General features: G+C 74.8%; 23 protein-coding genes and 1 tRNA gene. 7 read left to right on the forward strand and 17 right to left on the reverse strand.

The annotated features are described in order from the left end of the window. Nucleotides 1-104: 104 nt before the first annotated feature. Nucleotides 105-1,046: a hypothetical protein gene (locus ABT238_RS03785; RefSeq protein WP_350755443.1), complete on the reverse strand. Its 942-nt coding sequence runs from the start codon at nt 1,044-1,046 to the stop codon at nt 105-107. Nucleotides 1,047-1,130: 84 nt separating this feature from the next. Here ABT238_RS03785 and pdxR point away from each other — a divergent pair, with 84 nt between their 5' ends. Beyond that, on the forward strand, nt 1,131-2,669 hold the full coding sequence (gene pdxR, locus ABT238_RS03790) for a MocR-like pyridoxine biosynthesis transcription factor PdxR (protein ID WP_350755444.1): 1,539 nt from the start codon (nt 1,131-1,133) through the stop codon (nt 2,667-2,669). Nucleotides 2,670-2,780: 111 nt separating this feature from the next. Here pdxR and ABT238_RS03795 read toward each other — a convergent pair whose 3' ends face one another. The 9 genes from ABT238_RS03795 to ABT238_RS03835 form a co-directional block, all read right to left on the reverse strand. Next, the gene (locus ABT238_RS03795) at nt 2,781-2,978 is read right to left on the reverse strand and encodes a DUF6126 family protein (RefSeq protein WP_350560165.1); all 198 of its coding nucleotides are present in this window, start codon (nt 2,976-2,978) and stop codon (nt 2,781-2,783) included. A 31-nt stretch (nt 2,979-3,009) separates the two neighbouring features. Further along, on the reverse strand, nt 3,010-3,675 hold the full coding sequence (locus tag ABT238_RS03800) for a helix-turn-helix domain-containing protein (RefSeq protein ID WP_350560167.1): 666 nt from the start codon (nt 3,673-3,675) through the stop codon (nt 3,010-3,012). A gap of 72 nt (nt 3,676-3,747) precedes the next feature. Beyond that, a complete protein-coding gene (locus tag ABT238_RS03805) occupies nt 3,748-5,460 on the reverse strand; it encodes a pyruvate dehydrogenase (protein ID WP_502884130.1) in 1,713 nt (570 codons plus the stop codon). Nucleotides 5,461-5,611: 151 nt separating this feature from the next. Then, nucleotides 5,612-8,023 carry a glycoside hydrolase family 65 protein gene (locus ABT238_RS03810; RefSeq protein WP_350755445.1) on the reverse strand — a complete coding sequence of 804 codons (2,412 nt, stop codon included), beginning with the start codon at nt 8,021-8,023 and terminating at the stop codon, nt 5,612-5,614. Continuing rightward, nucleotides 8,020-8,799 carry an HAD family hydrolase gene (locus tag ABT238_RS03815; protein WP_350560173.1) on the reverse strand — a complete coding sequence of 260 codons (780 nt, stop codon included), beginning with the start codon at nt 8,797-8,799 and terminating at the stop codon, nt 8,020-8,022. The genes ABT238_RS03810 and ABT238_RS03815 overlap by 4 nt, the downstream gene beginning before the upstream one ends. Before the next feature lie 90 nt (nt 8,800-8,889). Next, nucleotides 8,890-9,675 (reverse strand): VOC family protein, encoded by a 786-nt coding sequence (locus ABT238_RS03820; protein WP_350560175.1) that lies wholly within the window; start codon nt 9,673-9,675, stop codon nt 8,890-8,892. Nucleotides 9,676-9,859: 184 nt separating this feature from the next. Further along, a complete protein-coding gene (locus ABT238_RS03825) occupies nt 9,860-10,321 on the reverse strand; it encodes an SRPBCC family protein (protein ID WP_350560177.1) in 462 nt (153 codons plus the stop codon). Nucleotides 10,322-10,411: 90 nt separating this feature from the next. Continuing rightward, on the reverse strand, nt 10,412-12,178 hold the full coding sequence (locus ABT238_RS03830) for an LCP family protein (RefSeq protein ID WP_350755446.1): 1,767 nt from the start codon (nt 12,176-12,178) through the stop codon (nt 10,412-10,414). Nucleotides 12,179-12,467: 289 nt separating this feature from the next. Further along, nucleotides 12,468-12,540: transfer RNA gene (locus ABT238_RS03835), tRNA-Lys, on the reverse strand. Nucleotides 12,541-12,969: 429 nt separating this feature from the next. Between ABT238_RS03835 and ABT238_RS03840 the strand changes: the two genes are divergently transcribed. From ABT238_RS03840 to ABT238_RS03865, 6 genes are all read left to right on the forward strand, one after another. Continuing rightward, nucleotides 12,970-13,881, forward strand: coding sequence for an aromatic prenyltransferase (locus ABT238_RS03840; protein ID WP_350560181.1), 912 nt, complete (start codon nt 12,970-12,972; stop codon nt 13,879-13,881). 120 nt (nt 13,882-14,001) lie between these two features. Beyond that, nucleotides 14,002-15,009 carry a mevalonate kinase gene (mvk, locus tag ABT238_RS03845; protein ID WP_350755447.1) on the forward strand — a complete coding sequence of 336 codons (1,008 nt, stop codon included), beginning with the start codon at nt 14,002-14,004 and terminating at the stop codon, nt 15,007-15,009. Continuing rightward, complete coding sequence (mvaD, locus tag ABT238_RS03850; RefSeq protein WP_350560185.1) at nt 14,999-16,078, forward strand: diphosphomevalonate decarboxylase; 1,080 nt, start codon at nt 14,999-15,001, stop codon at nt 16,076-16,078. Before mvk ends, mvaD begins: the two co-directional genes overlap by 11 nt. Further along, nucleotides 16,075-17,214 carry a phosphomevalonate kinase gene (locus ABT238_RS03855; RefSeq protein ID WP_350560187.1) on the forward strand — a complete coding sequence of 380 codons (1,140 nt, stop codon included), beginning with the start codon at nt 16,075-16,077 and terminating at the stop codon, nt 17,212-17,214. The genes mvaD and ABT238_RS03855 overlap by 4 nt, the downstream gene beginning before the upstream one ends. Further along, nucleotides 17,211-18,296, forward strand: a complete 1,086-nt coding sequence (gene fni, locus ABT238_RS03860) for a type 2 isopentenyl-diphosphate Delta-isomerase (protein ID WP_350560189.1) — start codon at nt 17,211-17,213, stop codon at nt 18,294-18,296. The genes ABT238_RS03855 and fni overlap by 4 nt, the downstream gene beginning before the upstream one ends. Further along, entirely contained in the window at nt 18,293-19,354 is a 1,062-nt protein-coding gene (locus ABT238_RS03865; protein WP_350560191.1) for a hydroxymethylglutaryl-coenzyme A reductase family protein, read from the forward strand. The genes fni and ABT238_RS03865 overlap by 4 nt, the downstream gene beginning before the upstream one ends. Nucleotides 19,355-19,451: 97 nt before the next feature. On the opposite strand, the gene ABT238_RS03870 is transcribed toward ABT238_RS03865, so the two are convergent. The 7 genes from ABT238_RS03870 to ABT238_RS03900 all read right to left on the reverse strand — a co-directional run bounded on the left by ABT238_RS03870 (nt 19,452) and on the right by ABT238_RS03900 (nt 25,028). Further along, on the reverse strand, nt 19,452-19,607 hold the full coding sequence (locus ABT238_RS03870) for a hypothetical protein (protein ID WP_350560193.1): 156 nt from the start codon (nt 19,605-19,607) through the stop codon (nt 19,452-19,454). A 23-nt stretch (nt 19,608-19,630) separates the two neighbouring features. Next, on the reverse strand, nt 19,631-20,254 hold the full coding sequence (locus ABT238_RS03875; RefSeq protein WP_350560195.1) for a hypothetical protein: 624 nt from the start codon (nt 20,252-20,254) through the stop codon (nt 19,631-19,633). Between the two features lie 51 nt (nt 20,255-20,305). Further along, complete coding sequence (locus tag ABT238_RS03880; RefSeq protein ID WP_350560197.1) at nt 20,306-20,788, reverse strand: PhzA/PhzB family protein; 483 nt, start codon at nt 20,786-20,788, stop codon at nt 20,306-20,308. A 52-nt stretch (nt 20,789-20,840) separates the two neighbouring features. Then, on the reverse strand, nt 20,841-21,494 hold the full coding sequence (gene phzG / locus ABT238_RS03885) for a phenazine biosynthesis FMN-dependent oxidase PhzG (protein WP_350560199.1): 654 nt from the start codon (nt 21,492-21,494) through the stop codon (nt 20,841-20,843). Continuing rightward, nucleotides 21,487-22,323 carry a PhzF family phenazine biosynthesis isomerase gene (locus tag ABT238_RS03890; protein WP_350560201.1) on the reverse strand — a complete coding sequence of 279 codons (837 nt, stop codon included), beginning with the start codon at nt 22,321-22,323 and terminating at the stop codon, nt 21,487-21,489. Before ABT238_RS03890 ends, phzG begins: the two co-directional genes overlap by 8 nt. 135 nt (nt 22,324-22,458) lie before the next feature. Next, nucleotides 22,459-24,408, reverse strand: a complete 1,950-nt coding sequence (locus ABT238_RS03895; RefSeq protein ID WP_350560203.1) for an anthranilate synthase family protein — start codon at nt 24,406-24,408, stop codon at nt 22,459-22,461. Further along, complete coding sequence (locus ABT238_RS03900; protein ID WP_350560205.1) at nt 24,405-25,028, reverse strand: isochorismatase family protein; 624 nt, start codon at nt 25,026-25,028, stop codon at nt 24,405-24,407. Before ABT238_RS03900 ends, ABT238_RS03895 begins: the two co-directional genes overlap by 4 nt. Nucleotides 25,029-25,074 lie beyond the last annotated feature (46 nt).

A 25,074-nucleotide genomic window follows, 5' to 3' on the forward strand; every position in this document is an offset into this window, starting at 1 on the left:
CGTCGCTTCCCTGACGGACGTTAACCGGTCCGCGTGACGCCGGCGCTGGCGGCCCGCGCCCGGCGGATCACCGGACGGGCCGCCGGAGGGCCGCCGCCCGGCCGTCAGGGACGGCGGGGGCCGCGCGGTGAGGAGGACGGGGCCGGGCCGCCGGAGGGGCGCGGCCGGGGCGGGCGGGGCGGCCGGGCGGGGCCGAGGGCGGTCTGCCGGCGCTGGATCTCCTGCCAGGTCCGCGGCGGGCAGGGGCCCTGCGGGTGGTCGGAGAGGAAGCTCTCGTACGGCACCCGGCGCGGCGTCATGCCGATCTCGACCCAGGACGGTTTGCCGGTGCGGTCCCAGCCCTCGTTCTCCATCCGGATGTAGTCGGCCCGGTGCTCCTTGTCCTTGCTGGTGATCTGCAGGACCTCCGCGTACCCGGCCCGGGCGCCCACCACCACGCAGTAGTGCCGCGCCGCCTCCGCGCGGTCCCGGAAGGGCACCATCGCCACCCACACCTCCCCCGCCGCCGGACGGGCGACGGTGGCGGTGCGCGGGGCGGTGCCGCCGCGGACCGGGCGCGAGGCCGTCCGCACCCGCGGCGACGGGTCGCCGGCCCAGGACCGGACGCGCGTCCGCCACGCCCAGGCGAGCGCGCCGACCACGACGCACTGCAGGGCGGCACCGTTCGCGGCGGCCGGATCCTGGCCGCCGAAGACCTTCGGCACGAGGTGGGCGCCGACCAGGTGGGCGGCCGCCGACGAGGCCGCGGTCAGCCCGGCCGCGCGGGCGGGCACCACCCACAGGGCGACCCGGCGGGCCCGGCCGGCCTGCCGGTCCAGCAGCAGCGCCACCGCGTACGCGATGCCGACCAGGATCGCCACCTGCCCGGACGTGACGTGCTGCGGCGGGGTCTGCGCCTCCAGGAGAGCGGGCATCAGGACCGGCAGGGCGAGCGGGTAGCCCAGGGCCACGAAGAAGAGCAGCATGAAGAAGGCGCTCAGACAGCCACCGCCACCGGGCCGCCGCCTTCGCTGCGGGACCGCCGAACTCCCGTACCGGTACGCCATGTTCGCCACCCCCATCGCGATCGCGCGTCCGGCGCAATGTACCGGACATCCGGGAGCCGCGGGGGTTGCGGCGATAATCCCGCCATGAGCCGCCCCCGAACGCCCCCCGGCCCCGCTCCGAGCCCCCACCGCAGCCCTCCGCGCACCGCCCGCGGCACCGCCCCCTGGACCGCGTTCGGCGGCGACCTGCACCTCGACCTCGGCGAACGGCGCGCCGCCGGGGCCGGGCTGCGCGCGGCACTGGAGGACGCGCTGCGCGAGGCCGTCCAGGACGGGCGGCTCGCGCCCGACACCCGGCTGCCGTCCTCCCGGGCGCTCGGCGAGGACCTCGGGATCGCCCGGAACACCGTGGTGGAGGCGTACGGGCAACTGACCGCCGAGGGCTGGCTCAGCTCGCGGCGGGGCTCCGGGACGACGGTCGCCGAACGCGCCGCGCCCCGGCCCGCCGCCCGGCCGGTCGAGGTGCGGGCCGGGCGGCGCCCCACCGGGCGGCACGACCTGCTCGCCGGGCGCCCGGACCTCTCGCTGTTCCCGCGCTCCGCCTGGCTGGCCAGTGCCCGCCGGGCGCTGGCCGTGGCCCCGCACGAGGCCTTCGACTACGGCTCGCCGCTGGGGCGGATCGAGCTGCGGCGGGCGCTCGCCGGCTACCTGGCCCGGGTGCGGGGCGTGCGCACCGACCCGGACCGGCTGCTGATCTGCTCCGGCTTCGGCCAGGGCCTCGGCCTGCTGGCCGCCGCGCTGCGCGGGCGCGGCGCGGGGCGGATCGCCGTCGAGGGGTACGGGCTGCCGCCGCAGCGGGACACCCTGCGGGCGGCCGGGCTCGGCCTCGCGCCGCTGCCGCTGGACTGCTCCGGGGCGCGCACGGACCTGCTGGCGGAGCTGTCGGGCGCCGGGGAGGGCGCCGGGGAGGGCGCCGGCGGGCGGCTGGGGGCGGTGCTGCTCACCCCGGCGCACCAGTTCCCGACGGGCGCCGCGCTGGCCGCCGACCGCCGGGCGGCCGCCGTCCGCTGGGCCCGCGGGCACGACGGGTACGTGATCGAGGACGACTACGACGGCGAGTTCCGCTACGACCGGCAGCCGCTCGGCGCGATGCAGGCGCTCGACCCGGACCGGGTGGTGTACGGCGGGACGGCCGCCAAGAGCCTGGCGCCCGGACTGCGGCTGGCCTGGCTGGCGCTGCCCGACGAACTGGTCGAACCGGTCGCCGCGCTCAAGGAGGCGGCGGACACCATGAGCCCGGTGACCGACCAGCTCACCTTCGCCGAGCTCATCACCTCGGGCCGGTACGACCGGCACGTGCGGCGCTGTCGGCTGCACTACCGCCGCCGCCGGGACCTGCTGGTCGCGGCGCTCGCCGAACGGGCCCCGCGGGTGCGGGTCACCGGGATCGCCGCCGGACTGCACGCCGTCCTGGAGCTGCCGCCCGGCTCCCTGCCGGAGGCGGAGCTGATGGACCGCGCCCGCGCCGCGGGCCTGGTCCTCACCGGCCTCGGCTGGTACCTCGCCGGGCGGAACGCGGCCCCCGACGCCGCGCCGGCCCTGGTGGTCGGCTACGCCACGCCGCCCGACCACGCCTTCCCGGCCGCCCTGGACGCCCTGTGCGAGGTGCTGCGCACGGCCTGAGGGGCGAGCCGGGGCCGTCCGGGGCGGGGCCCCGGCGGCCGGGGGCGGCCCGGGGGTCGGGGCGGGGGCCTGGAAACGCGGCTCACGTGCTGAACGGGCCTCTGAGGTCCGCTACTTGCGGCTGCCCAGTTCGAACAGGAGGATGATGAAGCCGGCGAAGAGGTGGCCCCCGGCGGTGTAGATCACCAGGCGGTGGTAGACGCGGCGGTTGGCCCACTTGCCGGCGTCTATGGTCTTCGGGGCACCCTCCGCGTTGGTGTCCGGGGTGGGCACGGCGCTCGGGGCGGGGGTGGCGGCGGTCTCGGCCATCGGGGTCTCCTCCGGGTTTCCTGACATCGGGTCAGTGGTGCGGGGCGGCGGGGCCGCCGCCGAGGCAGAGTTCGCCGCCGGGGCTCTGCAGCAGGGTGTGCATGAAGAGCAGTTCGACCCCGGACGAGGAGTCGGCGGCGATGCAGTGCGGGGTGAGCGAGTCGAAGTGGGCGGAGTCGCCCTCCTCCAGAATGTGGACGCGGTCGCCGAGGGTCAGCTTCAGCCGCCCCTGGAGGACGTAGAGCCACTCCTCGCCGGGGTGGACGCGGACGACGGCGTCCTGCACGCCCGGGGGGACGTGCACCCGCAGCGCCTGCATCGCCCGGCCGGGGGCGCCGGCCCGCCGGTAGCCCCAGCCGCCGGCCCGGCCCGGTTCGATCGCGCCGCCGCGCACCACCGGGTCCGGCTCGGTGAAGGTCTCGCCGAGCAGGCCGGACACGGAGGTGCCGTAGGCGCGGGCGAGGCCGAGCAGGACGGGCAGTGAGGGCTGCCGGCGTCCGGTCTCCAGTCGGGACAAGTAGGCTGGGGAGAGACCGACCCGGGCGGCGGCGACCTCCAGGGTGAGGCGGCTGCTGAGCCGGTGCTCGCGCAGCCTGGCGGCGAGGCCGGCCACCTCCTGCGTCTCCTGGTCGCCGACGGGAACGGCGGCGGCGGGGACGGCGGGAGCCTCGGACGGACCGGCTGGGCTGGTGGTCATGTGTCCAGTGGACACCTCACGTGCCGGGTGGGCAATTTTTTTGCCCCACAGGCAAGGGCGGGTGTCGGGCCGCTACGGGCGGGGAATGTTCCTGAGGTTGGACCGTGCCAGGTCGATCATCCGGCCCACGCCGCCGGAGAGCACCGTCCGGCCGGCGGCCAGCGCGAAACCCTTCAGCTGGGCGGCGGTGATGTGCGGCGGGATGGACAGCGCGTTCGGGTCGGTGACCACGTCCACCAGGGCAGGGCCCGGCCGCTCCAGCGCCTCGGCCAGCACCTCCCGCACCCGGGCCGGCTCGGTGACCCGCTTGGCCGGGATGCCCATCGCCCGGGCGATCCCGGCGTAGTCGACGTCACCGTTGTCGATCTCCGACTCCGGGTAGCCGGAGACCAGCATCTCCAGCTTGATCATGCCGAGCGCGCCGTTGTTGAAGACCACCGTCTTCACCGGCAGCCGGTGCTTGGCCACCGTCAGCAGCTCGCCGAGCAGCATCGACAGCCCGCCGTCGCCCGCCATCGCCACCACCTGCCGCCCGGGGAAAGCGAGTTGGGCGCCGATCGCGTGCGGCAGCGCGTTGGCCATCGAGCCGTGCAGGAAGGAGCCGATCACCCGGCGGCGCCCGTTGGGCTGCAGGTACCGGGCGGCCCAGACGTTGTTCATGCCGGTGTCGACGGTGAACACCGCGTCGTCGGCGGCCACCTCGTCCAGCACCGAGGCCACGTACTCGGGGTGGATCGGCAGGTGCTTCTCGATGTCCCGGGTGTAGGCGCCGATCACGCCCTCCAGGGCGCGGCAGTGGCGGCGCAGCATGTCGTCGAGGAAGGAGCGGTCGGTCTTCTGCTCCAGCAGCGGCAGCACGGCCCGCAGGGTGGCGGAGACGTCGCCGTGCACCGCGAGGTCGAGGGCGGTGCGGCGGCCGAGCCGGGTGGCGTCGTGGTCCACCTGGACGGTGCGGGCCTGGGGCAGGAAGGAGTCGTAGGGGAAGTCGGTGCCGAGCAGCAGGACGAGGTCGGCGGAGTGCAGCGCCTCGTGGCAGGCGCCGTAGCCGAGCAGCCCGCTCATGCCGACGTCGTACGGGTTGTCGTACTGGATCCACTCCTTGCCGCGCAGGGAGTGCCCGACCGGCGCGTGCAGGGCCGCCGCGACCTCCATCACCTCGGCGTGCGCCGCCCGCACGCCCGCACCGCAGAACAGCGCGACCCGGCGAGCGGCGTTGAGCGCGCGCCCGAGTTCCTGCACCTGGGACCAGGGCGGGGCGGCGACGGCCTGCTCGGTGAGGAAGTGGCTGGTGCCGGTCGGGCCGGCCGCGGAGAGCGCGGCGACGTCTCCGGGGAAGGCCAGCACGGAGACGCCGCGGGCGCCGAGCGCGTGCTGGATCGCGACCCGCAGCAGCCGGGGCAGCTGGCCGGGCGTGGAGAGCATCTCGCACCAGCCGCTGCAGTCGGTGAACACCCGTTCGGGGTGGGTCTCCTGGAAGAAGCCGGTGCCGATCTGGCCGGAGGGGATGTGCGAGGCGAGGGCGAGGACCGGGACGCCGCTGCGCTGGGCGTCGTAGAGGCCCTGGATCAGGTGGGTGTTGCCGGGACCGCAGGAGCCGGCGCAGACCGCGAGGCGGCCGGTCAGCTCGGCCTCGGCGGCGGCCGCGAAGGCGCCGGCCTCCTCGTTGCGCACGTGCACCCAGCCGATGCCCTCCGTCCGGCGGATCGCGTCCACGACGGGGTTGAGGCTGTCGCCGACCACGCCGTAGACCCGCTCCACCCCGGCCTGGCGGAGCACCGCGACCATCTGCTCGGCCACACTCACCACGGGGGATCTCCTCACGCCGGGGACGCACGACACCAGCACCGTGCGCCGCCGCCGGGCCCCCCGCACCCGGGGTGGGCCGGACGGGTGAGGGGGGCGGCCGGGGAGGGGGCGCGGTGGCCGGGGCGGGCGGCTACTCGGCGGCGAGGTGGTCCGGGCCGGAGGTGATCCGGCCGGCGGAGAGCCCGGACTGGGCCTGGCGGCGGGCCGGTTCGCGGCCGGGGGGCTGGCCGCAGCGCTCCTGGGCGGGCGGGGTGGTGGTGGGCAGCGAGACCGGGCGGCCCGCCTTCACCTGGACCGTCTCGCCGTCGTGCCGCAGGTGGATCACCTCGCCGCGGCGCAGCGTGTACGTGGTCTCGTCGTGGTCGATCCGCACCCCCAGCAGCTGCCCGCGCACCAGCAGCGAGAAGCTGAGCCGCATCAGCCCGCTGGGCAGCCGGGGCCGGAACCAGAGCACCTCGCCGTGGTCGCGCAGCCCGCCGAAGCCGGCCACCAGGGCGATGCAGGCCCCGGCGAGCGAGGCCATGTGCAGACCGTCGCGGGTGTTGCCGCCGAGGTCGTGCAGGTCCATCAGGGCGGCCTCGGCGGTGTAGTCGTACGCGAGGTCGAGCTGCCCCACCTCGGCGGCGATCACCGCCTGGGTGCACGCGGAGAGCGAGGAGTCGCGGACGGTCAGCCGCTCGTAGTAGGCGAAGTTGCGGACCTTCTGATCGTCGGTGAAGGCGTCGCCGCGGACCTGCATGGCGAGCACCAGGTCGGCCTGCTTGACCACCTGCTTGCGGTACAGGTCGAAGTACGGATAGTGCAGCAGCAGCGGGTAGTTCTCCGGCGGGGTGTTCTCGAAGTCCCAGACCTGGTGGTCGGTGAAGCCGTCGGCCTGCGGATGGACGCCGAGGTTCTCGTCGTACGGGATGAACATCGCGGCGGCGGCGTCCCGCCAGGCGGCGGTCTCCTCGGTGTCGACGCCAAGCAGCGCGGCCTCCCGCGGGTGCCGGGCGGCGGACTCGGCGGCGGCGCGCAGGTTCGACTGCGCCATGAGGTTGGTGTAGACGTTGTTGTCCGCGACGGCGCTGTACTCGTCCGGACCGGTGACGCCCTCGATGCGGAACCGGCCGGTGGCGTCGTGGTGCCCCAGCGAGCGCCACATCCGGGCGGTCTCGACCAGCAGCTCCAGGCCGTACTCGCGCTCGAACTCGGCGTCCCCGGTGGCCCGGACGTAGCGGGCGGCGGCGGCCGCGATGTCCGCGCCGATGTGGAAGGCGGCGGTGCCGGCCGGCCAGTAGCCGGAGCACTCCTCGCCGCGGATCGTGCGCCAGGGGAACACCGCGCCGGCCAGGCCGAGTTGGACCGCCCGGTCGCGGGCCAGCGGGAGGGTGGTGTGCCGCCAGCGCAGCGCCTGGTTGACGGCGGCCGGCAGGCAGTAGGTGAGCACCGGCAGCACGAAGGTCTCGGTGTCCCAGAAGCTGTGCCCGTCGTAGCCGGGTCCGGTCAACCCCTTGGCGGGGATGGCGCGTTCCTCGCTGCGGGCGCCCGCCTGGAGCACGTGGAAGACGGCGAACCGGACGGCCTGCTGGAGTTCGACGTCGCCCTCGATCTCGATGTCGCTGGTCTCCCAGAACTCCTTGAGGAAGTCCAGCTGTTCGGCGATCAGGCCGTCCCAGCCGGTGTACCGGGCGGCGGTCAGCGCGGCCTCCACCTGGTCCCGGACGGCCGGCAGCGAGCGGGTCGCCGACCAGCCGTAGGCGATGAACTTCACCAGCCGCAGCCGCTCGCCGGGGTGCAGCACCGTGGTGACGGTGATCCGGCAGTGGTCGGCCTCCGACTCGGCGACGGTGTCCAGCCGCTCCGGGCCCTCGATCACGTGGTCCATCCCGGCCGCGACCCGGATGCCGCTGTAGCGGGTGCGGTGGACCAGCACGCCCTTCGTCCCGCCCGCGTGGTGCGCCTCGGCGAGCAGCGGGGCCTCCAGCACGGCGGCGGCCCGCGGGTCGCCCTCGGGGCCGCCGGGCAGCTGCTCGTTGGCGACCAGCTCGCTCTGCAGCACGATCCGCACCGGGCCGTCCACCGCCTCGACGGTGTACTCGACGGCGGCGACGGCCCGTTGGGTGAGCGAGACCAGCCGGGTGGAGTCGACCTTGATGGTCCGCCCGGCCGGGGAGGTCCACTCGGCGGAGCGCCGCAGCAGGCCCTCGCGGAAGTCCAGCCAGCGGCGGTGGCCGATCAGTTCGCCGTAGCGCAGGTCGAAGGGCTCGTCGTCCACCAGCAGCCGGATGATCTTGCCGTTGGTCACGTTGATGACGCTCTGGCTGGACTCCGGGTAGCCGTAGCCGCCCTCGCCGTAGGGCAGCGGGCGCAGTTCGAAGACGCCGTTGAGGTAGGTGCCGGGCAGGCCGTGCGGCTCGCCCTCGTCGAGGTTGGCGCGCAGGCCGATGTGGCCGTTGGAGAGCGCGAAGACGGACTCGGCGCGGGCCATCGAGGTGAGGTCCAGGCCGTTCTCGGCGACCTGCCACGGGTCGACGACGAAGGGCTGTTCCTGGCCGGTCATGCCGACGCCTCCTCGGGCCGGTCGGGGTGATCGGGGTGGTCGGGGATCAGCTCGGCGAGGTCGCGGACGACCACGGTGGCCCCGTCGCGGCGCAGTTCGGCCCCCTGGCCGGTGCGGTCCACGCCGACCACCGCGCCGAAGCCGCCCGCCCGGCCGGAGGCGACCCCGGCCAGCGCGTCCTCGAACACGGCCGCGTGCGCGGGCTCGACGCCCAGCGCCCGGGCGGCGGCCAGGTAGGTGTCCGGCGCCGGCTTGCCCGGCAGCCCCTCGCGCTTGGCCACCACGCCGTCCACGATCACGTCGAAGAAGCCCTCGATGCCCGCCGCGCGCAGCACGTCCCGGCAGTTGGCGCTGGACGAGACGACGGCGGTGGGCAGGCCGAGCGCCCGCAGCCGGCGCACGTAGGCGACCGAGCCGTCGTACGGGGCGACGCCCTGCTCGCGGATCATCCGCAGCACGGTGTCGTTCTTGGCGCGGCTGACGCCGTGCACGGTGCGGGCGCCCGGCGGGTCCGCGTCGGTGCCCTCGGGCAGGTCGATGCCCCGGCTGTGCAGGAAGGCGCGGGTGCCGTCGAGTCTCGGCCGCCCGTCCACGTGGGCGTCGTAGTCGGCGACGGCGTCGAACGGGGTGAACGGCCCGCCGGTGCGGGCGGCTTCGGCCCGCAGGAAGGCGTCGAAGGTGTCCTTCCAGGCCGCGGCGTGCACCGTGGCGGTCTGGGTGAGCACCCCGTCGAGGTCGAAGAGGAAAGCGCGGATGTCGTCCGGTAGCCCCAGCATGGGTGCAGTCTCTCCCCTCCGCGCGCGCCGTGCCGCCCATTCCCGGCGGCGCGTCGCGGGAACGGGCGGCTCGTCGCGGGAGGACGGACCCTACGGGGAGTCCGGGGTGGAGGTGACCGCGAAGACCGCGCCCTGCGGGTCGCGCACCACCGCCATCCGCCCGGCCTGCATGTCGAACGGCGGCTGGATCACCGAGCCGCCCGCCTTGACCAGGGCGTCCACGGTGGAGTCGGTGTCGTCGACGGAGAAGTAGGCCATCCAGTGCGAGGGCGTGCCGGGCGCCAGGTACTCGGCGACCGGCTGCATGCCGCCCACCGTGTGGTCGCCGACGTTGAGCGAGTAGAACCCGTCCATGCCCTGGATGGTCCCCGGGCGCAGGCCGAAGGCCTGCTGGTAGAACCGGCCGGCCGCGGCGGTGTCGGTGGTGTTGAGCTCGTTCCAGACCAGCGCGCCGGGCTCGTTGACGATGCCCGCGCCGTTGAAGTCCAGCTTCTGCCAGACGCCGAACACCGCGCCGGTCGGGTCCGCGGCGACCAGCATCCGGCCGGTCTGCCCGACCTCCATCACCGGGTAGACGATCGTGCCGCCGGCATCGGTGACGGCCCGCGCGGAGGCGTCGGCGTCGTCCGTGGCGAGGTAGGTGGTCCAGGTGACCGGGGGCAGCGGCTGCCCACCCGGGGCGGAGCGTGCCATGATCCCGGCGACCGGCTTGCCGTTCAGCGAGCACACGGCGTAGCCGCCGAACTCGGGCGGGCCGACCTCGCCCTGCCAGCCGAACAGGTCGCGGTAGAAGTCGAGCGCGGCCTGCTGGTCGCTCGCCATCAGGTCCACCCAGCAGGGCGTGCCGGGCTTGTACGGTGCGGTGACTACGGGCATTTCCTGGGCCTCCAAGCGATGGTCCTCCGCCGGGTGGGCGGCCGGGTGCGCGGACCGTCCGGCGCGCGGCCGACGGCCGTACACCTCCACCGCCCACGATCGCCGCGCCCCCGCGATCCCGCCACCGGACGGCGTCCCGGCGGGTCGCCGTCCGCCGGGCGGTCACCGGCCGACGCGCGGGCGGTCACGGCGCGTGGTGGTGGCCTCCCCGGGTGAAGAGCGGCTGCGCCTTGCCGCTCTGCGCGTAGTCCTTGAGCCGGACGAGCAGCTGCGCCCAGGTGCCGGCCACCAGCGGCACCCCCTCCTCGCTGCCGGGCTGCCAGCCGCCGTGCCGCAGCAGCAGCCGGGTGCGGTGGCCGGGCCCGGCGTGGTCCTCGGGCGGGTCGGCGAGGTCCCAGCTGATCCAGGTGCCGGCCCAGTGCGGGGGGAAGGCCCCGGCGTTCGTCCACACCACCCGGTCCGGGCCGGCGGAGCCGGGCCGCAGCCGGTACGGCTCGGGGGCGCCGGGGACGTCGAACAGCAGCACGTCGTCCTCCCGTTCCACCCCGGTGGTCCACCAGGAGGTCAGCCCGTCGTGGGTGGTCAGCGCGGCCAGCACGACGGCGCGCGGGGCGGCGATGTCGAGCTCCAGGGCGATCTCGGCCATGGTTCCGCCTTTCGGGCCTGCCCCCCGGGCTGTCCGACAGGCCCACCATGGCACGGGCCCGGGAGCGGCGCGCCCCGGGAAGCCCGGCCCTCAGCCCCCGGAACCGTAGGTGGTGTTGTCGCAGATGTTGTCGTCGGCCGAACGGGCGTCGGCGGTGACCGTGGTGGGCAGCGGGGCGGGCGTGGCCGGGGTGGACGGGGCCGCCGAGGCGCTGCCGGCGGCGCCCGCCGCGCCGTTGGCCGCCGCGAAGTCCTTGCCGACGATCACCGTGACGCCCGGCGAGGTGCCGGGCTCGACGATCGCGCCGGGGAACACCGCGGCGACCTTCTCGGCGTTCGCCTTCTGCCCCGAGCCGTACTGGACCATCGTGGTCGTGTACTTGGTGTTGTCCGCCCGGCCCACCGCGGTGGCGGTGAACTTGGCCGCCTTGAGCTGCTCGGCCGCCTTGCCGGCCATGCCGACAGCCGTGGTGCCGGTGTAGACGGACACCCTGATGCTCTTGTTGGCGGTGTCGGTCGCGAACGGGGAGGCGGGCGTCGTCGCGGCGGTGGTGGCCGGCGCGGCCGGACCGGTCGGCGCGGCGGTCTCCGGGGGCTGCTCACCGGTGGCGTTCTGGCCGTCGATGGTGCGATCGGCCTTGAGGGTGTCGAAGAGCTTCTGGGCGTCTGCCTGGACGATGTCGAGGTCCTTGTCCTGGGTGCGGAAACGCCAGGGCAGGGTGATGAACTTGAGGTCGTGCAGGTCGATGTTGCGCAGCGACAGGCCGAAGGACATCAGCTTGTCGGCGCTGTCGAGGCCGGGGTCGACGGTCAGCGACTTGGTCGCGGCATCGGCCAGCGGCAGCAGGTTGGTCGGGCTGAGGCCCTGCTTCTTGATCTTGGAGGCCAGCGAGCTGATGAAGGCCTGCTGGCGCTTCATCCGTCCGATGTCGGAGCCGTCGCCGATGCCGTGCCGCAGCCGGACGTAGTCCAGCGCCTGCTGGCCCTGCACCTTCTGCGGGCCCTTCTTCAGCACCACCGCGCCCTTCGCGGGCAGCTTGTCGTTGAGGTCCTTCTCGTGGATGTCCTCCGGCAGGCAGATGTCGACGCCGTCGACCGCCTTGGTCATCGCCGCGAAGCCCTGGAAGTCGATCACGATGGTGTGGTCGACCCGGATGCCGGTGAGCTTCTCCACGGTGTTCTGGGTGCAGGCGGGGTTGCCGTCATCGCTCCCGCCGGTGGAGAAGGCCGCGTTGAAGAGCTGACTGGCCTCCCCCTTGGTCCACTTGCCGCTGGGCAGCTTGCACGGCGGGATGGCCACCTTCGCGTTGCGCGGGATGGAGATGCCGACGGCGTGCTTGTGGTCGGCGTAGACGTGCAGCAGGATCGTGGTGTCCGAGCGGGCGCCGCCGTCCTCGCCACCGCCGAGGTCGGAGTTGTTCTTGCCCCGGCTGTCGGAGCCGATCAGCAGCACGTTGACCGGCTTGTTGCCGTCCGCGTCGGCCTGCGCCTCCGGCGGGCGGTCGGTGGCTATCGCGTCCGGGTCGAAGGACTTGATGTTGCCGTTCAGCTTGTAGTAGATAAGCCCGCCGGTACCCGCCAGCAGGACCAGCACACCGGCGGCGGACCAGGCGACGATCTTCTTGGCGCCCCACTTGGGCTTGCGCGCCGCCGCCCTGGCCGCGGCCCGGCCGACGGGCGCCGCCGGGGGCGGCGGGCCCTGGGTACCGCCCGCCCTGCCCTGGGCGGCCCGGCGGGCCTCGGCCCGGCCGCCCGGCCGCGGTGGGGGCACCGCGGCGGTGTTCGCGCCGTCGGCCGCGGGCGCACCGGGCGCGTCGTCACCGCGGGACGGACCCTCGCTCCGCCGCTGACCTGACATGCGTGTACCTTTCACCGCCGGACCCCGCGCCCCCCTACGTCCGGACGCGTTGCACACAGAGAGACGGCCGAGGCCTGCCCGGGGTTGCACGTACGACGGTCGCAATAACCGACGAACGCCCCCGGAACACCCTCCCCCACGGCCCTCGCAGTGGACCCGTCGTCCCCCAACAGATCCGCTTCGGATCATACAAACCGATGATCCAGCTGAATCGTTCCGCGCCGAACGGGCGTTCCGGGAACGGCGAAGGCCCGGGGCGGAGGTGGTCCGGCCCGGGCCTTCGTGTCGGTGGGGCGCCAGGGGCTCGAACCCTGAACCTACGGATTAAAAGTCCGCTGCTCTACCCATTGAGCTAGCACCCCGACACCGTGGACATCATGCCAGACCGGGCCGTCCGGTGCGGCCGAATACGGACCGGCGGACAAGGCCGCGGACGGGCCGGCGGGCCGGTTCGCGGGGCGCCGCGGGCGGGTGTGACCCGGGCCACTTTTCCGGGGGGCTTGGCCCGCCGCCGGACACGTGTCACTATTCCTGCACGCCCACCCTGCCCAAAACCCGTTCCGGGAGCGGGGGTTGAGTGTCGAAGCCGCCGGTCCGCGCAGGTCGGACCAGGTCCGCGGCCGACACGCGTACCGGTTCCCCCTTCGGTAGCCCGTCACCCGCCCGAGCCGCGGCGTGCACGGGGGAACGACCGCGCACGCGCCGCGCCCCGCACATCCGCTCCCGCGCACGACCCGCGACGCGCCACGCCATCCGCACACGCACGCCACGACCGGACAGCTGGAGGAAGAATGTCGGAGAACGCCTTCCTGGAGAAGTTCTACGCGGCCATCGAGGGCACCGCCCGCGTGGTGGACGTGCCCTTCGAACGCGGGACGGTCCAGCCGGTCCTGACCGCCTACCAGGACGTGCTGGAGGAGGCGGTGATCTCCTTCCGGGTGCAGAACAGCCCGCGCGGCGCCGATGACCTCGACTGCCGCTTCACCATGCTCCCCCGGGGCCTCGACCCGTACGCCGTCGCGCTGGCGAACGGCCTGACCGAGCCGACCGACCACCCCGTCGGCCGGCTGCTGGCCGAGGTGCACGGCGAGCTGCCGATCGACAGCTGCGGCGTGGACTTCGGGGTCCGCGCCGGGTTCACCAAGGCCTGGTCCTTCCCCACCGTCGAGCGGCTGCTGACGGTCCGCGAGGTGATGGCGCTGCCCTCCGCGCCGCCGAGCATCGCCGCCCACCTCGACGTCTTCGACCGCTACGGACTGTCCGGCATCGTCAGCACGGTCGGCATCGACTACGGCAGCCGGACGGTCAACCTCTACTTCGGCGGCGGCGCCTCCGGCCGGGTGCCGCGGGAGACCTTCGCTCCCGAGGGCGTGCGCGCGATGCTCGGCGACCTCGGCCTGCCCGCGCCCAGCGACGAGCTGCTGGCCTTCAACGAGAAGGCGTTCGTCATGTACGCCACCCTGAGCTGGGACGCCCCGGAGGTCTCCCGGATCACCTACTCGGTGATGACGCCCGAGCCGCTGACGCTGCCGGTCACCGTCGCCCCGCAGATCGTGCGGCTGGTGAAGGACGCCCCGTACAGCACCGAGGGCCGCAACTTCGTCTACGGCGTCACGGTCACGCCCAAGGGCGAGTACCACAAGATCCAGTCGTACTACCAGTGGCGCCGGCCGGTCGAGAAGATGCTGGTCGCCGAGAAGTAGGACGCGCCGGCGGTGGCGGGCCCGCGCCGGGACGGCGAAGGGCCCGCCACCGGACCCCTTCCTTCCGCGAACCCTGGATGAGCGATCTCCATGCAGAAACGACACGGGGAGCTGAGTTCGTTGTCCCCACCCGCCGCAGCCGGGGGGCTGCCGGAGCGGCGCGGCAGCCGGCCGGTCGGCACCGGCCGGGCCCGGGCCAAGGCCATCGTGCTGGGCGAGCACGCGGTGGTCTACGGGGCCCCGGCGCTCGCCCTCCCGCTCCCGCAGCTGACCGTCACGGCCACCGCCGGGTTCTCCGCGCGGTCGCCCGCCGGCCCCGACGGCTTCTCCCTCACCGTCACCGGCGACGGGGAACGGCCGAAGGCCGCCCGGGCCTCCGACGGACTGCGCCGGCTGACCGCCGGGTTCCGGGCCGTCATGGGCCTGCCCGACACCCCGCGCCTCGACGTGATCATCGACTGCGCGATCCCGCTCGGCCGCGGGCTCGGCTCCAGCGCGGCCTGCGCGCGGGCCGTGGTCCACGCGCTGGCCGACCTCTTCGGGCGCGAGGTGACGCCGCAGCTGGCCTTCGACCTGGTGCAGACGGCCGAGAAGGTGGCACACGGACGGGCCAGCGGCGTCGACGCGGCGGCCGTCGGCGCGACGGCCCCGCTGCTGTTCCGGGCCGGCCGGGCCGAGGAGCCGGCGATCGGCTGCGAGGGCCTGTTCATCGTCGCGGACAGCGGCGTCGCGGGCCGCACCAGGGACGCCGTCGAGCTGCTGCGCCGCGGCTTCGAGGAGCGCCCGGGCAGCCGGGAGGCCTTCGTGTCCCGGGCCACCGAACTGACCGGCACGGCCCGGCTGGCGCTCGCCGAGGGCCGGCCGGAGGAGCTCGGCGCGCAGCTCACCGAGTACCACGGACTGCTGCGCGCGGGCGGCCTGAGCACCGACCGGATCGACGCGATGGTCGGGGCCGCGCTCGCCGGCGGCGCCCTCGGCGCCAAGATCACCGGCGGCGGGATGGGCGGCTGCGTGATCGCGCTGGCCCGCGCGGAGCGGGCGGCCGGGGTCACCGCCCGGCTGCTGGCGGCCGGCGCCGTGCGGACCTGGTCCGTGCCGCTGGGGAAGCAGGCCGGCCATGGACGCTGAGCAGCCGGTCACCGTGCCCGGCCACCCGCCCGCCGCCGGGGACGCCACCGCCGTCGCGCACCCGAACATCGCGCTGGTCAAGTACTGGGGCAAGCGGGACGAGCGGCTGGTGCTGCCGTGGACCGACAGCCTCTCGCTGACCCTGGACGTCTTCCCGACCACCACCCGGGTCCGGCTCGCCCCCGACGCCGGGCAGGACACGGTCACCCTCGACGGGGTGCCCCTGACGGGCGAGCCGCGGCGCCGGGTGACCGCCTTCCTGGACCTGGTCCGCGAGCGCGCCGCGCTGCCGCTGCGGGCCGTCGTGGAGACCAGGAACACCGTGCCCACCGGCGCCGGACTGGCCTCCTCCGCCAGCGGGTTCGCCGCGCTGGCCACCGCCGCCGGCGCCGCGTACGGGCTGGGCCTGGACGCCACCGGGCTGTCCCGGCTGGCCCGGCGCGGCTCCGGCTCGGCCGCGCGGTCGGTCTTCGGCGGCTTCGCGCTCTGGTACGCGGGGCGGCCCGGCCACGGCCCGGACCCCGACCTCGGCTCCTACGCCGAGCCGCTGCCGGTACCGGTGCGCGCGCTGGACCCGGCGCTGGTGGTGGCGGTGGTCGACGCCGGGCCCAAGGCGGTGTCCAGCCGGGAGGCGATGCGCCGCACCGTCGAGACCTCGCCGCTGTACCGGCCCTGGGCCGCCTCCAGCCAGGCCGACCTGACCGAGATGCGGGAGGCGCTGCGCCGGGCCGACCTCGACGCGGTGGGCGAGATCGCCGAGCGCAACGCGCTCGGGATGCACGCCACGATGCTGGCGGCCCGGCCCGCGGTGCGCTACCTGTCGGCGGCCACGCTGACCGTGCTGGACGCCGTACTGGAGCTGCGCCGCGCCGGGGTGACGGCGTACGCGACGATGGACGCCGGGCCGAACGTCAAGGTGCTCTGCCGGGGCGCGGACGCCGGGCGGGTGGCCGCGCTGGTGCGCGGGGCGGTCGGCACCGGCGCGGTGCACGTCGCCGGCCCGGGGCCGGGCGCCCGGCTGCTGGGCCCGGACGCGCGCACGGGCACCGGCACCTGGCCGGACGCATGACCGGCGGCCGCCCGCCGGTGGTGCGCAGCGCGCCGGGCAAGCTGTTCGTCGCGGGCGAGTACGCGGTGGTGGAGCCGGGCGGCCCGGCGATCCTGGTCGCGGTGGACCGCCGGCTCACCGTCACCGTCACCGAACCCGCCGCCGGCCCCGAGGTGGTGCTCTCCTCCGACCTCACCGCCGCACCGGTGCGCTGGCGGTGGCGCGGCGGCCGGCTCGACCCGGTCGGCGCGGCGGACCCGGCGCGGGCCCGCCGCGAGCTGGCCCGTGTCGTCGCCGCGGTCGAGACGGTCGCCCGGCTGCTGGCCGAACACGGCCGCCCGGCCCCCGAGGTGGACGTCTCGGTCGGCAGCCGGCTGCACGAGAACGGCGTCAAGCTCGGCCTCGGGTCGAGCGGCGCGGTGACCGTGGCCACCGTCGCGGCGGTGGCCGCGTACGCCGGCCTGTCGCTCCCGGCCGAACAGCGGTACCGGCTGGCCCTGTTGGCCTCGGCCGGGCTCGACCCCGGGGGCTCCGGCGGCGACCTCGCCGCGGCCACCTGGGGCGGCTGGATCGCCTACCGGTCGCCCGACCGGACCGCCGTGCTCGAACTCGCCCGCCGCCGAGGCGTGGCCGAGGCGCTGGCGGCGCCCTGGCCGGGCTTCGCGGTGCGCCGGCTGCCGCCGGTCCCCGGCCTGGCCCTGGAGGTCGGCTGGACCGGCACCCCGGCCTCCACCGCCGACCTGGTGGCCGGGCTGCGGCGGCGCGGCCCTCACGGCACCCCCGCCCACCGGCGGTACTCGGCCGCCGCCGGGGAGTGCGTCCGGGCCGCCGCCGAGGCGATCGAACACGGCGACCGGCCGGGCCTGCTGGAGCAGATCCGGCGCGCCCGGCGGGAGCTGGCCCGGCTCGACGACGCGCTCGGGCTCGGCGTCTTCACCCCCGCCCTGACGGCCCTGTGCGACGCCGCCGAGGCCGTGGGCGGCGCGGCCAAGCCCTCGGGCGCGGGCGGCGGCGACTGCGGCATCGCCCTGTTGGACACCGCGGGCCACGGGCCCGCCTCGGCACCGCCGTCCATCGACCAGCTACGGGAGCGGTGGGCCGCGGCCGGGGTGCGACCCCTGGGCCTGCGACCCGCCCCGGAAGGGAACGAGGAATGATCTCTCAGCGCAAGGACGACCACGTCCGGCTCGCGGTCGAGCAGCAGCACGGCCACATCGGGCGTAACCAGTTCGACGAGGTGACGTTCGTCCACCACGCCCTGGCCGGGATCGACCGGCCCCAGGTGTCCCTGGCCACCGGCTTCGCCGGCCTCTCCTGGCCGGTCCCGCTGTACGTCAACGCGATGACCGGCGGCAGCGAGATGACCGGCCGGATCAACCGCGACCTCGCGATCGCGGCCCGGCAGACCGGCGTGCCGATCGCCTCCGGCTCGATGAGCGCGTACTTCAAGGACGAGTCCTGCGCCGGCACCTTCAGCGTGCTGCGCGAGGAGAACCCGGACGGCTTCGTGCTGGCCAACATCAACGCCACCGCCTCGGTGGAGAACGCCCGGCGCGCCGTCGACCTGCTGCGGGCCGACGCCCTGCAGATCCACGTCAACACCGTCCAGGAGACGGTCATGCCGGAGGGCGACCGCTCGTTCTCCGCCTGGGTGCCGCGGATCGGCGAGATCGCGGCCGGCGTGGACGTCCCGGTCATCGTCAAGGAGGTCGGCTTCGGACTCAGCCGGGAGAGCGTCCTGACGCTGCGCGAGCTGGGCGTGCGGGTGGCCGACCTCGGCGGCCGCGGCGGCACCGACTTCGCCCGGATCGAGAACGGCCGGCGCGACCTGCGCGACTACACCTTCCTGGAGGGCTGGGGCCTGTCCACCGCCGCCTGCCTGCTGGACGCGCAGGGCGTGGACCTGCCCGTGCTGGCCTCCGGCGGCGTGCGCCACCCGCTCGACGTGGCCCGCGCGCTGGCGCTCGGCGCCCGGGCCGTCGGGGCGTCCGGCACCTTCCTGCGCACCCTGATGGACGAGGGCGTGGACGCGCTGATCGCCCGGATCGCCACCTGGCTCGACCAGTTGGCGGCGCTGATGACCATGCTCGGCGCGGCCACGCCGGCCGACCTCACCCGCCGCGACCTGCTGATCCAGGGCTCCCTGCGCGAGTTCTGCGCCGACCGCGGCATCGACACCGCGCGGTTCGCCCGGCGCTCCGCCGCCACGGCCGACGACCTCACCGGAGGCACCCGATGACCGACCAGCACGCCGTCGCCGGCGTCCCGATGCGCTGGGTGGGACCGGTGCGCATCTCGGGCAACGTCGCCACCACCGAGACGCACGTCCCGCTGGCCACCTACGAGTCCCCGCTGTGGCCCTCGGTGGGCCGGGGCGCGAAGGTCTCCATGCTCGCCGAGCGCGGCATCGTCGCGACCCTGGTGGACGAGCGGATGACCCGCTCGGTGCTGGTCGAGGCGACCGATGCGCAGACCGCGCTGGCCGCCGCCCGCAGCATCGGGGCACGCTTCGAGGAGCTGAAGGAGGTGGTGCGCGGCTGCAGCCGGTTCGCCGAACTCGTCGGCGTGCGGCACGAGATCAACGCCGACCTGCTGTTCGTCCGGTTCGAGTTCACCACCGGCGACGCCTCCGGGCACAACATGGCGACGCTCGCCTCCGACGCGCTGCTGCAGCACCTGCTGCGGACCGTCCCGGGGATCTCCTACGGCTCGATCTCGGGCAACTACTGCACGGACAAGAAGGCGACCGCCGTCAACGGCATCCTGGGGCGCGGCAAGAACGTCGTCACCGAGCTGCTGGTGCCGCGCGAGGTGGTCACCGGGGTGCTGCGCACCACGGCGGCGCGGGTGGCCCGGCTGAACGTCCGCAAGAACCTGCTGGGCACCCTGCTGGCCGGCGGCATCCGCTCGGCCAACGCCCACTTCGCGAACATGCTGCTCGGCTTCTACCTGGCCACCGGCCAGGACGCGGCCAACATCGTCGAGGGCTCGCAGGGCGTGGTGATGGCCGAGGACCGCGACGGGGACCTGTACTTCGCCTGCACCCTGCCGAACCTGATCGTCGGCACGGTGGGCAACGGCAAGGGGCTCGCCTTCGTGGAGAGCAACCTGGAGCGGCTCGGCTGCCGGGCCGAGCGCGAACCCGGCGAGAACGCCCGCCGGCTGGCCGTCATCGCGGCGGCGACCGTGCTGTGCGGCGAGCTCTCGCTGCTCGCGGCGCAGACCAACCCGGGCGAGCTGATGCGCGCCCACGTCCACCTGGAACGCGGCGACGCGACGGAGAAGGTCGGGGTCTAGTCTCCGCACGGAGCACCCGCGGATCCGTTGACGGGCGGTGTTGCCGCCCGCCCGGCAGCGGATCCGCGGGGTCGTCGGTCAGCGGCCGGCGGCCGCCTCAGGCCTGCCGGCGCAGGGCGATCGCGGTGAGTTCCTCGATGTCGAACTCCGAGCGGCCCGGCGTGCCGTAGCGGGTGATCTTCCCCCGGCTGACCCACTTGCGGATGGTCGCCTCCGAGACGCCCGCGGCGAGCGCGGCGACGTTCGTCGGCACCAGCCGGTGGCGGGGCGGGCGGCTCAGACCGCCGCCCTGCGCCGCTGGTCCATGAGATGCCGGAGCGTGAGCCATTCGCGTATCCCCCATGAGTGTCCGGACGAGCAGCCGATACTGGTCCGTCCTCCGGTGTGGTGCTGCGGTGAGGCGTCGATCGTGCCCGGGCAGCCGTCCACCACGCAGTCCCGGGCGGGTGCGGGGCGGACGGCCTCCTCGGGGTCGATCGCGTCGAGCAGTCCGACCCGCAGGTCCTCGATCTCGTCGGCGAACTCGGCGGCCGGCGGCTGCGCGGCGAGCCAGTCCAGGTGGCGGCCGAGGAACCTCGCCAGGTGCGGCACGGAGCGAACCACCGCGGCGGTGCCGAGCCGTTCGGCGGCGAAGCGCGACCAGGACTCCAGGATCGCCACGATGTCGTTGCGGGCGTCGATCGCCGCCGGGTTCAGCCGGTCCCGGCGGCGGCTGCCCGACACCTTGGTCGGGTTGCGCCGCCGGGGCTGCGACTGGATGTGGTGCAGGCACTCCCGGTGCAGCTCCGGAAGCGCCCGCAGGGTGCGTTCCAGCTGTCCGATGCACGGGGCGCAGAGGACGGAACCGGCGGCGGCGGGGACCGCCCCTGCGTGGTTCCGGGGACACGGGTGGAACTCCATCGAATCTCCTTGGTGCGTGCGTGCGACACCCGGATTCCCTTGGCCGGCCGGTCAGTCGGTGGGAATCCAGTCCCGCCGGATGTGCGGGGTCTCGATGCCGAGCGACTTCATGTGCTCGATCGGGTTGGTGTACTCGCGGCTGGCGGCGATGAGGCCGTCGCGCAGTGTGAAGCCGTGGATGAAGTGGTTGCGGTAGCGGCCCTCGGGATAGCCGGGGAAGCGGATGGTGCCCTCGCCGTCGCACTCGACCATGATCAGGTCCGGGTCCTGGGTCTCGTAGAGGCGGACGCCGGACCACTGCCAGTCGGGCAGGACCTGGAGCGAGAGCTCGTTGTGGCGCTTCAGCTTCTCGCGGCCGGTGACCACGATGGGCCGGCCGATGTCGGTGTAGAAGAGGGCGGCGGTGCCGTCCTCGGTGTAGAGGGTGTAGCGGCGCAGCCGGGCCTGCGGTCCGGTCTCCAGGTACCGCTCGACGGCCCGGCGGTTGCGGGCGCGCAGGTCGTGGTGGTCGGTGAAGATCTGTGGCGAGGTCATGACATCTCCGGGAGCGTGGGGCGGGTCGGCGCGGCCGGCGGCCGCGCGGGGATCAGGGCTGGAGCCGGCTGATCGCCCAGCCGTCGGCGGTGCGGTCGTAGCACAGCCGCTCGTGCAGCCGGTCGGTGCCGTCGGCCCAGAACTCCAGGACGTCCGGCACCAGTTCGAAGGCGGTGTAGGAGGCGGGCCGGGGCAGCGGCTGCCCCGGGCGGCCGAGCTCCAGGGCCTTGGCGCGGATCTCCTCGAAGTGGTCGAGGTCCTCCACCGGCGCGCTCTGCCGGGAGACCGTGGTCATCGGGTGGGTGAACACCGCCCGGGCGGCCCACAGCTCCTCGGCGGTGGCGTCCGGCAGCCGCCGCACCGGCCCGGCCAGGACGATCTGCTGGCTGGTCTCCCGCCAGTACAGGACGCCGGACGCCCAGGGGTTCTCCGCCAGCTCCCGGCCCTTGCGGCTGCCGGCGTGGGTGGCGAAGACGATCCCCCGCTCGGTGATCCGGTTGATCACCAGGATCCGGGACGAACTGCGGCCCCGGGCGTCGGCGGTGGCGAGGGCGAGCGCGCGCGGCTCCCGCACCCCGTGCCCGGCCGCGGCGGCCAGCCAGGAGTTCAGCAGGCCCATCGGCTCGGCCGGCGGGGTGCGGAACTCCGGGAAGTCGATCGCGACCGTCCCGGTCAGCGACTCGGAACGCCTCGGCCGGTCAGACATGCAGGACTCCTTCGATGGTGACGACCCCGTGGCCCGAGACCTCGACGCTGTCGACGCGGTCGCCCTCGCCGTGCACCAGGGCGCCCATCGGCGAGGGACGGCCGATCTCGACGCCCTGGGTGATCTCGATGCGCTGCCCGTAGGCACCGAGACCGTGGCGGGCCACGTGGATGGCGATCGGGCCGGCGGCGGAGCCGGTCGCGGCGTCCTCCACCACCCCGTAGGCGGGCGAGAACATCCGGTTGCGCCAGACCGTCCCGGAACCGGCGATGCAGTTGGTCGCCATGTCCGGGAACCGGGCCAGCGCGCGGTGGTCCGGGTCCACCTTGGACAGCGCCTCGACGCTCTCGAAGCCGACCAGGACGTGCCGCGGACCGTTGCGGTAGATCTCCACCGGGAGCGTGGACCCGCTGACGCCCAGCGCCCACAGCAGCTCCTCGGTCCGGTCGAAGGGCTCCCAGACCGGCACCGGCTGGCGCATGCTGGTCGCGACGGTCCGCCCGCCCTCCCGCTCCAGCTCGAACGGGATGACGCCCATCGCGGTCTCGATCCGCAGCGCGGCGGCCTCGGTGCGCTCGCCCAGGGCGATCGCCGTGCCGAGCAACGGGTGCCCCGCGAAGGGCAGTTCGTTCACCGGGGTGAAGATCCGCACAAGGTGGTCCCCGCCCTGCCGGGGGGTGAGGACGAAGGTGGTCTCCGAGAGGTTCATCTCCCGGGCGATGCGCTGCATCTGGTCGGCCGACAGGTCGTCGGCCCCGAAGAAAACGGCCACCGGGTTGCCGGTGAGCGGCCGGCGCGCGAAGGCGTCGACGACGACGTACTGGTGCATGGGTCCTCCCACTCGTCGTTGGGAATGCGGGTGCGGCGCCGCGCCGGCCGGGCACGGCACGGCGCGCGGCGGGCAGGGGGGAGCCGGGCCGGCGCGTACGGGGGGGAGCGCCGGCCCGGCGGTCTCGCGGGCGGGTCAGGCCGGGTCGGGGACCCGCGCCGGGCCGAGCAGTCCGGACAGGGCGGTGGCCACGATCCGCGGCCCCTCCCGGGTCAGGACCGACTCGGGGTGGAACTGGAGCGAGGCGAAGCCGGGCCCGCGCAGCGCGTGCACCTCGCCGGTGGCCGCCTCCCGGCTGACCCGGACCGGCCCGAGGCCGTCCGCGGCGAACTCGTCCGCCGGGCTCACCAGGGCGAAGGTGTTGTAGAAGCCGACCCGTTCGGGCGAGCCGAAGAGGTCGATCTCCTTCTGCACGCCCTGGTTGGGCACCGTCCGGCGGCGGATCGGCAGCCCGAGCCGCAGCCCGAGCACCTGGTGGCTGAGGCAGACCGCGAGGAACGGCCGGCGCTCCGCCAGCAGCGTGTCGACCGCGCCGCGCAGGTGGCGCATCCTGGGGTGCGCGGCCTCCCGCGGGTCGCCCGGCCCGGGGCCCAGCACCACCAGGTCGTGGCCCTCGAAGGCGTACTCCTCGTCGAACCGGCGGACCGTGACGCGCAGGCCCAGGGAGCGCAGCTCCTGGTCGATCATCGAGGTGAAGGTGTCCTCCGCGTCGACCACCAGGACGCTGCGCCCGGCGAGTCCGGGCGGGGCCGAGGCACGGGCCTCGGTGTCGGCGAGCCAGAAGCCGGCGATCGAGTCGTTGCGCGACTCCAGGGCGCGGAGCACGCTCGGATGGTCGGCGAAACGATTCCGTACGTCCCCGTCGAGTGCGGCGACCAGCCCGGCCGCCTTGGCCCTGGTCTCGGCCGCCTCCGAGGCCGGGTCGGAGTGCCGCACGATGGTGGCGCCCACCCCGATGCCGATCCGCCCCCGCGGGGTGATGTCCGCGGTGCGGATGAGGATCGCGGAGTCCATCACCCGCTCCCCCGCCGCGTCCCGGCCGATCAGCGCGGCGACGCCGCTGTAGTAGCCGCGGCCGCCCGGCTCGTACCGGTGGATGATCCGGCAGGCGCTCTCCACCGGGCTGCCCGTCACGGTGGGGGCGAACATCGTCTCCCGCAGGATGTCCCGCACGTCGCGGTCGGTGCGGCCCTCGATGAGGTACTCGGTGTGCGCGACCCGGGCCATCTCCTTGAGGTACGGGCCGACCACCCGGCCGCCCGTCCCGCAGATCCGGCCCATCATCTTGAGCTCCTCGTCGAGCACCATGTACAGCTCGTCGGTCTCCTTGCGGTCGCCGAGGAACTCCAGCACCCCCGACAGGGTCGGCCCGGACGGCGGGTAGCGGTAGGTGCCGCTGATCGGGTTCATCACCGCCGTGCCGCCCCGGAGGCTGACGTGCCGTTCCGGCGAGGCGCCGACCAGGGTGCGGCCGCCGGTGTGGACCAGGAAGGTCCAGTAGGCGCCGGTCTCCCGCTCCAGCAGCCGGCGGAACAGCGCGGGCGCGCTGAGCGGCCCGTAGTCGGTGATGTCGGCGACGAAGGTGCGGCGGATGACGAAGTTCGCCCCCTCGCCGGTGCCGATCGTCTCCTCGACGATCCGGCGCACCACCTCGCCGTACGCCTCGTCGCCGACGTCGAACGCGCCGCCGGCCAGCGGCGTCGGCACGTCCGGCAGCCGGACCAGCGCCTGGGCGAGCGGCACCCGCTGCTGGCCGGTGACGGTCATCGCCACCAGCGGCGTCCCGTCGTCGGCGGCCTCGAAACCGCGCTCGGCGAGCTGCCGGTAGGGCACCACCACGAGCACCTCGTGCCGCTCTCCGCTGCCCGGCCGCGGGGCCGGGGGCAGCGGGATGTCCGCCAGCGCGGCGGGCAGGGCGACCGAGCCGGTCAGCACCTCCACCACCGGGCCGCCGCCGTCGGCGCCGGCGGCAGCGGTGCCCGGCCGGTGCAGCAGGGCGAAGGCCTCCGCACGGCCCGCCAGCACCTCGTGGAGCAGGTCGGGGCCGCTCTCGTGACCGGGGGCCCCGGACAGGCCGACCGTCATGCGAACAGCCCCTCGACGGTGGTGACCCGGGCGCAGCGCTCGGCGGCGTAGGTGAGCGCCGAGCGGTGGTACTCCGGCGAGAAGTCGGCGGTGGCGTCCGCGACGAAGAACACCTGGATGTCGTTGGTGAAGGCCTCGACGGCGGTGGCCAGCACGCCCACGTGGGCGTAGACGCCGCAGAGCACGAGCTGGTCGCGGCCGGCGTCGCGCATCCGCCGCAGCAGGTCGGTGCGGAAGAACGCGCTGTAGCGCCACTTGGTGAGCAGCCAGTCCTGCTCGGCGGGCGCCAGGGCGTCCACCACCTGGCGGTCCTCCGGGGCGGGGCGCATGCCCGGGCCCCAGAAGTCCTTGAGGAGCCCGCGCTGTTCGTCGGTCATGCCGCCCGGCTGGGCGGTGTAGGCGACCGGGATGCCCCGGGCGGCGCAGCGGTCGCGCAGCCGCGCCGCGTTGCGCACCAGCTGGTCGCGGGTGCTCTCCGGGATCGGGGCGAGGAAGTAGCGCTGCATGTCGTGGACGAGCAGGACCGCGCGGTGCGGCTCGGCGGTCCAGGACACGACGGCCGGCGGCAGGTCGCCCTCGGCCGGTAAGGGGTACGACGGGATGGGGGGTATGCCGGTCATGGCTCCGGTTCTCTGCCTGGTGCGAGGGTGGGTGTGGGGCGCGGAG

Origin of the sequence: Kitasatospora sp. NPDC001527, from assembly GCF_040298605.1 — a bacterium.
Classification (GTDB): domain Bacteria; phylum Actinomycetota; class Actinomycetes; order Streptomycetales; family Streptomycetaceae; genus Kitasatospora.

Excerpts from the sequence above, each read along its gene's own strand:
- phzG (WP_350560199.1), bottom strand. The coding sequence starts at position 21,494 with ATGTCTGACCGGCCGAGGCGTTCCGAGTCGCTGACCGGGACGGTCGCG.
- ABT238_RS03785 (WP_350755443.1), bottom strand. The coding sequence starts at position 1,046 with ATGGCGTACCGGTACGGGAGTTCGGCGGTCCCGCAGCGAAGGCGGCGG.
- pdxR (WP_350755444.1), top strand. The coding sequence starts at position 1,131 with ATGAGCCGCCCCCGAACGCCCCCCGGCCCCGCTCCGAGCCCCCACCGC.
- ABT238_RS03890 (WP_350560201.1), bottom strand. The coding sequence starts at position 22,323 with ATGCACCAGTACGTCGTCGTCGACGCCTTCGCGCGCCGGCCGCTCACC.
- ABT238_RS03825 (WP_350560177.1), bottom strand. The coding sequence starts at position 10,321 with ATGGCCGAGATCGCCCTGGAGCTCGACATCGCCGCCCCGCGCGCCGTC.
- ABT238_RS03900 (WP_350560205.1), bottom strand. The coding sequence starts at position 25,028 with ATGACCGGCATACCCCCCATCCCGTCGTACCCCTTACCGGCCGAGGGC.
- ABT238_RS03815 (WP_350560173.1), bottom strand. The coding sequence starts at position 8,799 with ATGCTGGGGCTACCGGACGACATCCGCGCTTTCCTCTTCGACCTCGAC.
- ABT238_RS03800 (WP_350560167.1), bottom strand. The coding sequence starts at position 3,675 with ATGACCACCAGCCCAGCCGGTCCGTCCGAGGCTCCCGCCGTCCCCGCC.
- ABT238_RS03880 (WP_350560197.1), bottom strand. The coding sequence starts at position 20,788 with ATGACCTCGCCACAGATCTTCACCGACCACCACGACCTGCGCGCCCGC.
- ABT238_RS03875 (WP_350560195.1), bottom strand. The coding sequence starts at position 20,254 with ATGGAGTTCCACCCGTGTCCCCGGAACCACGCAGGGGCGGTCCCCGCC.
- ABT238_RS03830 (WP_350755446.1), bottom strand. The coding sequence starts at position 12,178 with ATGTCAGGTCAGCGGCGGAGCGAGGGTCCGTCCCGCGGTGACGACGCG.
- ABT238_RS03795 (WP_350560165.1), bottom strand. The coding sequence starts at position 2,978 with ATGGCCGAGACCGCCGCCACCCCCGCCCCGAGCGCCGTGCCCACCCCG.
- ABT238_RS03810 (WP_350755445.1), bottom strand. The coding sequence starts at position 8,023 with ATGACCGGCCAGGAACAGCCCTTCGTCGTCGACCCGTGGCAGGTCGCC.
- mvaD (WP_350560185.1), top strand. The coding sequence starts at position 14,999 with ATGGACGCTGAGCAGCCGGTCACCGTGCCCGGCCACCCGCCCGCCGCC.
- ABT238_RS03855 (WP_350560187.1), top strand. The coding sequence starts at position 16,075 with ATGACCGGCGGCCGCCCGCCGGTGGTGCGCAGCGCGCCGGGCAAGCTG.
- ABT238_RS03865 (WP_350560191.1), top strand. The coding sequence starts at position 18,293 with ATGACCGACCAGCACGCCGTCGCCGGCGTCCCGATGCGCTGGGTGGGA.
- ABT238_RS03840 (WP_350560181.1), top strand. The coding sequence starts at position 12,970 with ATGTCGGAGAACGCCTTCCTGGAGAAGTTCTACGCGGCCATCGAGGGC.
- ABT238_RS03895 (WP_350560203.1), bottom strand. The coding sequence starts at position 24,408 with ATGACGGTCGGCCTGTCCGGGGCCCCCGGTCACGAGAGCGGCCCCGAC.
- ABT238_RS03805 (WP_502884130.1), bottom strand. The coding sequence starts at position 5,460 with ATGGTCGCGGTGCTCCGCCAGGCCGGGGTGGAGCGGGTCTACGGCGTG.
- fni (WP_350560189.1), top strand. The coding sequence starts at position 17,211 with ATGATCTCTCAGCGCAAGGACGACCACGTCCGGCTCGCGGTCGAGCAG.
- ABT238_RS03820 (WP_350560175.1), bottom strand. The coding sequence starts at position 9,675 with ATGCCCGTAGTCACCGCACCGTACAAGCCCGGCACGCCCTGCTGGGTG.